This is a genomic window from Slackia sp. (assembly GCF_977041755.1).
On the sequence record NZ_CDRRGL010000151.1, the window covers coordinates 1 to 4,183 of the forward strand.

The 4,183-nt window shown below is 55.8% G+C and carries 6 protein-coding genes; all 6 read left to right on the forward strand.

The annotated features are described in order from the left end of the window. Window positions 1–372, forward strand: a 372-nt coding sequence (locus ACWI8T_RS08635; RefSeq protein WP_449138653.1) for a ketopantoate reductase family protein, incomplete at its 5' end; no start/stop codon positions are given. Window positions 373–682: 310 nt separating this feature from the next. Continuing rightward, on the forward strand, window positions 683–1,600 hold the full coding sequence (nrfD, locus tag ACWI8T_RS08640; RefSeq protein ID WP_449138654.1) for an NrfD/PsrC family molybdoenzyme membrane anchor subunit: 918 nt from the start codon (window positions 683–685) through the stop codon (window positions 1,598–1,600). Between the two features lie 18 nt (window positions 1,601–1,618). Further along, window positions 1,619–2,032: a GntR family transcriptional regulator gene (locus ACWI8T_RS08645; protein ID WP_281668113.1), complete on the forward strand. Its 414-nt coding sequence runs from the start codon at window positions 1,619–1,621 to the stop codon at window positions 2,030–2,032. 1 nt (window position 2,033) lies between these two features. Further along, the gene (locus ACWI8T_RS08650) at window positions 2,034–2,981 is read left to right on the forward strand and encodes a slipin family protein (RefSeq protein ID WP_449138655.1); all 948 of its coding nucleotides are present in this window, start codon (window positions 2,034–2,036) and stop codon (window positions 2,979–2,981) included. A 262-nt stretch (window positions 2,982–3,243) separates the two neighbouring features. Beyond that, the gene (locus ACWI8T_RS08655; protein ID WP_449138656.1) at window positions 3,244–4,014 is read left to right on the forward strand and encodes a DmsC/YnfH family molybdoenzyme membrane anchor subunit; all 771 of its coding nucleotides are present in this window, start codon (window positions 3,244–3,246) and stop codon (window positions 4,012–4,014) included. Between the two features lie 23 nt (window positions 4,015–4,037). Next, window positions 4,038–4,183, forward strand: a 146-nt coding sequence (locus ACWI8T_RS08660) for a twin-arginine translocation signal domain-containing protein (RefSeq protein ID WP_449138657.1), incomplete at its 3' end; no start/stop codon positions are given.

A 4,183-nucleotide genomic window follows, 5' to 3' on the forward strand; every position in this document is an offset into this window, starting at 1 on the left:
TGGACGAAACTCATGATGAATGTGGGCGTCAACCAAACGTGCATGGTGTATGGCGGCACTTACGGCAGCGCGACCGAGCGCGGAAGCGAGCAGCGTCGCAGCTTGGTGGCGGCTATGCGCGAGGCTCGCGTGGTGGCGAATGCGGAAGGCATCGCCATCGCCGAGGCTGACTTGTCGCAGATGGTCGAGCTGCTCGAAACGCTTGACCCCGCAGGCATGCCGTCCATGGCGCAAGACCGCATCGCGCTCCGCAAAACCGAGGTCGAGGAATTCTCGGGCACCATCTGTCGTCTCGCCGCCGAACACGGCATCGAAGTTCCCCAAAACGAATGGCTCTACCAGCGCATTCGCGAAATCGAGGCGAGCTGGTAGCGGCTTGCACGAACCTTTGCAGAAGGGACTCGCGCCGGGTTTTGGGGCGAGCAACGTGAAGAACCGCTTGATGGTGGCGCTCGGCATGACGGGCGCCACTACTTGAATATATGAGCTTCGTGTTTTCGGGAAAAGAATGTGAAATCGTCGAAGGGCATTCGAGCATGATGCAATGTGTGGGGTAGGTGCCGTTGGTGTGCCCTCTTTCGTTTTGAATGCGAAATCTCGATTAACTTTTGCGGGATTTGTCGATTGTCGTGCGACGGACGCGTGGTAGATTGTCACGGACGGAGAAAAGCGGGAGGTGCATGTGAGTTTTAGCGAATTGATAGCCGTGTACCTATTTCTTGGCGGAGCTTCCGCGGGCGCGTTCGCACTTGTCGCCCTTGCCGACGTTGCTGGGTGCGTTTGGGGTCGCGGTCGTGCAGTTTCAGGGGTTCTTTGCGCGCCCTGCGCCGCGATTTCCGAGTCGACTCGCCGATATGTTCAAACTTTCGTGTATGGCACCGGCCTTGTCTCTATCCTCGCGGGCGTGCTCTGCCTTGTTGCCGACCTTGGTCGTCCCGAGGCATTTTATTACCTCTTCCTTTATCCGACGAACAGCCTGGTGTCGATCGGCGCTTTCGCCTTGGCTTTTCTTTCGGTGTGCCTCGTGGTCGCGCTCTCGGATGCTTTGCTTAGATTGCCTCTGGCGATGCGAAGGTTCGTATCTGTTGTGAAGCTTGCGGGTATACCCGTGGCCCTCATTGTCATGGTGTATACGGCTTTGTTATTGAAAAGCGTCATTGCGGTGAAGGTGTGGCAGTCGCCGTGGCTGTCTGTCCTGTTTGTCGCGTCGGCCCTATCATGCGGGTGTGCCGTTGTGATGCTGGCCGCCTGCGCATGCGAAGACGTTCGCGCGATGCGTCTATGGCACCATTTTTTGATTCCCGCGGATGTTGCCTTTATCGTGATTGAATCGATTGCGGCAATCGCGCTGCTCGTGAGTGCTAAAAATATCGATTCGGCGGCGTTTGCCTCCCTTATGGATGGTGCGCTGTCCATTCCGTTTTGGATAGGGTTTGTTGCATGCGGCATCGTGCTTCCGTTCATTGCGGAAATGATTTTGCTCTTTGCTGGTCGAGGCGCCCTTGCCTCGACTGCGGCGGTGCTCGCCGTTTTGGTATTAGTCGGCGGATTGTGTCTTCGAATCAGCATAGTTGCATGCGGCGTTGCTCCTCTTATGTAAACGAGAAGAAAGAAGTACGTGAATCAAAGCAAGGAAATACCGGCGTTTGAGTTTGACGAAGCGAGCGATCTGCCCATGTGGGTGCAGCTACGCAATCGCATCGCTTACCTTATTGCGTCTGGTTACTACAAACCGGGGGAGAAGCTTCCTACGGTGCGCAAATATGCTGCAGATTTGCGTATAGCTTACAACACGGTCAGCAAGGCATATATGGGCCTTGAGCGAGACGGCTATGTGACCACGGTACGCGGCAGCGGAGTATTCGTAAACGACGAGGGGGTCTCTCCAAAGCTTGCGCCGGAAATTGATGCTCTTGTCGAGTCGTTTGTGAAGGGATGCCTGGAAGAAGGGATGGCGTATGACGATATTCCGAAACTCGTATCGTCGTGCGTAAGGAGGATGAAGGAGGGCCATGAAAAGGAAAAGCGATGAAATGTCGCCTCTTGGGCAGAAGGATACGTATCGTCGCTCCGAAATGGAATTCGGCGTAGCGGCGGATGCGTACCGTTCCGATCCGGCAAAAAAAGCTACGCGCAACGGCGCCGTTATGGTGACGGTGGCGTTCTCGATAGCGGCGTTCGCGACGGTGCTTGCGGCGTCCGTTGCGATTTGCGGAGAGCTTACGCTCGTGGGTATTCTTGTTTCCGTGGCCGTTGCCCTTGCGATGCTTTCTTCCGTCCATGTATGTATGGACTGGGAGCGCGCTGTGGTTATGCGTTTGGGAAAATTCAACCGTCTCGCGGGGCCGGGGCTGTTTTTCACAATTCCGCTGCTTGAGTTTTGCGCGCTGCGCGTCGATCAGCGCATGAATGTGACTCCTTTTGGCGCCGAAGAGGCTTTAACGAGCGACCTTGTTCCCCTTGACGTCGATGCAGTGCTGTTTTGGGTGATTTGGGATCCCGAAAAGGCGTGCACCGAAGTAGAGGATTGCTATTTTGCGGTTGCCCTTTCTGCGCAAACGGCGCTGCGCGATGCCATCGGCCGCGCCTCGCTGCAAAATGTGGTTATGCGCCGCCATCAGCTCGATCAAGAACTTCGCGATGCCGTAGAGAAGAAGGTTTCCGATTGGGGCATTTCCATTGTTTCGGTCGAGGTGCGAGACCTTATCATCCCCAAGGAACTGCAGGGCATTATGTCTCTTGAGGCGCAAGCCGAGTGCCGCAAGAGCGCTCGCATCACGCTTATGGAAGCCGAAAAGGACCTCTCGGCGATTCTCGACGATGTAGCTCAAACGTATGGCCATGACGAAATCGCCTTGTCGCTGCGCAAGATGCATCTCACCTACGAGGGCATGCAAGACAACGACGGAACGTTCGTGGTTCCGAGCGCTTATGGTGAGGGCTTCACTTCGAAACAAGAGGATGACGTGGCGAAACGCTAGGAGGCTTTCCGTTTTATATTCTTAAAATAGAATAATTCACTCAATTAATTGTCGTGCGACACTATTGATTGTCGCACGACAATTTTGCTATAAAACGCACCGAGGAGAATTAGCTGATTTCCTGATGACATGCATTCGGCAAAACCGTCGCTGCGTCGCCTCGTGGCGTTGTTTGGGTCTGAATGCGGGCTCGTGCAGGCGAAGCACGCGCCGCTGAATCGGACGCCCTGCATAATGCGGGCGTTGAGGAAAGAGGGGGAACATGGGTCTTGAATCCTTATTTCTTTTTACGTTGCTAGGGGGCATGGCGGCAGGTGCGTATGCGTTTGAAACCTGCTTCCAGCGCATGCGCACGGGTGAGCGCCCGTGGCTCGTTCCCTTGGTGATCGTGGTCTTGTTTGCGGTTGGCATGATAGCTGCCTCGACGCATGTCCAGAGCATTCCGCGTGCGCTCGCTTCGGTCAGCGCTGGCACGGTGAACTTTGGTTCTGGAATGGTCAAAGAAGTTGCGGCTTCAGGCATTTTCTTCGTGCTTGTGATTGTCGACCTTATCATCACGCTTGCTAAGAAAAGCAGCCTGTTTGCGTTGCGCGTCGTTGCTGCCGTCGCTGCTGTGGTGTGCATGGTGCTTATGGCCACCGCGTATGTGGACGTGTATGGCAATGCCGTGTGGAGCAATGCTCCAGCAACGGTGCTCTCGTTTTTCGCAGGAGATTTGGCTATGGGTCTCGGTCTGTGCGCCGTGCTCGGGTCGGTTGACGTCACCAAGAAGCCGGCTCTTTATGCGTTGCTCATCGTTGACGCTGCGCTCGCTATTGGTTTGGCGCTTGAGGTTGCTGCGTTTGGCGGTCAGGGCGCAAGCCCCGTCACGCAGGTTGTCGGCTTGGTGGTTGCGCCCGTCGCTTCCGCTGCGCTTGCGCTTGCGGCTTCCAAACTCGAGAACAAGAAAATGCTTGCGATTGTCATGTGCGCATTGCTGGTGATTGGCGTTGCCATTGCCCGCTACGCGTTCTATGCAACGTGCGCGATGTAGAAATCTGAAGGGGGAAACTGACAGTGGGTACGAATAATATTTCCCGTCGTGGTTTCTTGGGGGCATCTGCTGCTGTTATGGCGGGCGTTGCGGGCCTTGCTGCGACCGGCTGCTCTGCGGAGTCGAGCCTCGAGACGACCGAGGAGACGGGTTTGCCCGTCGATCCCGC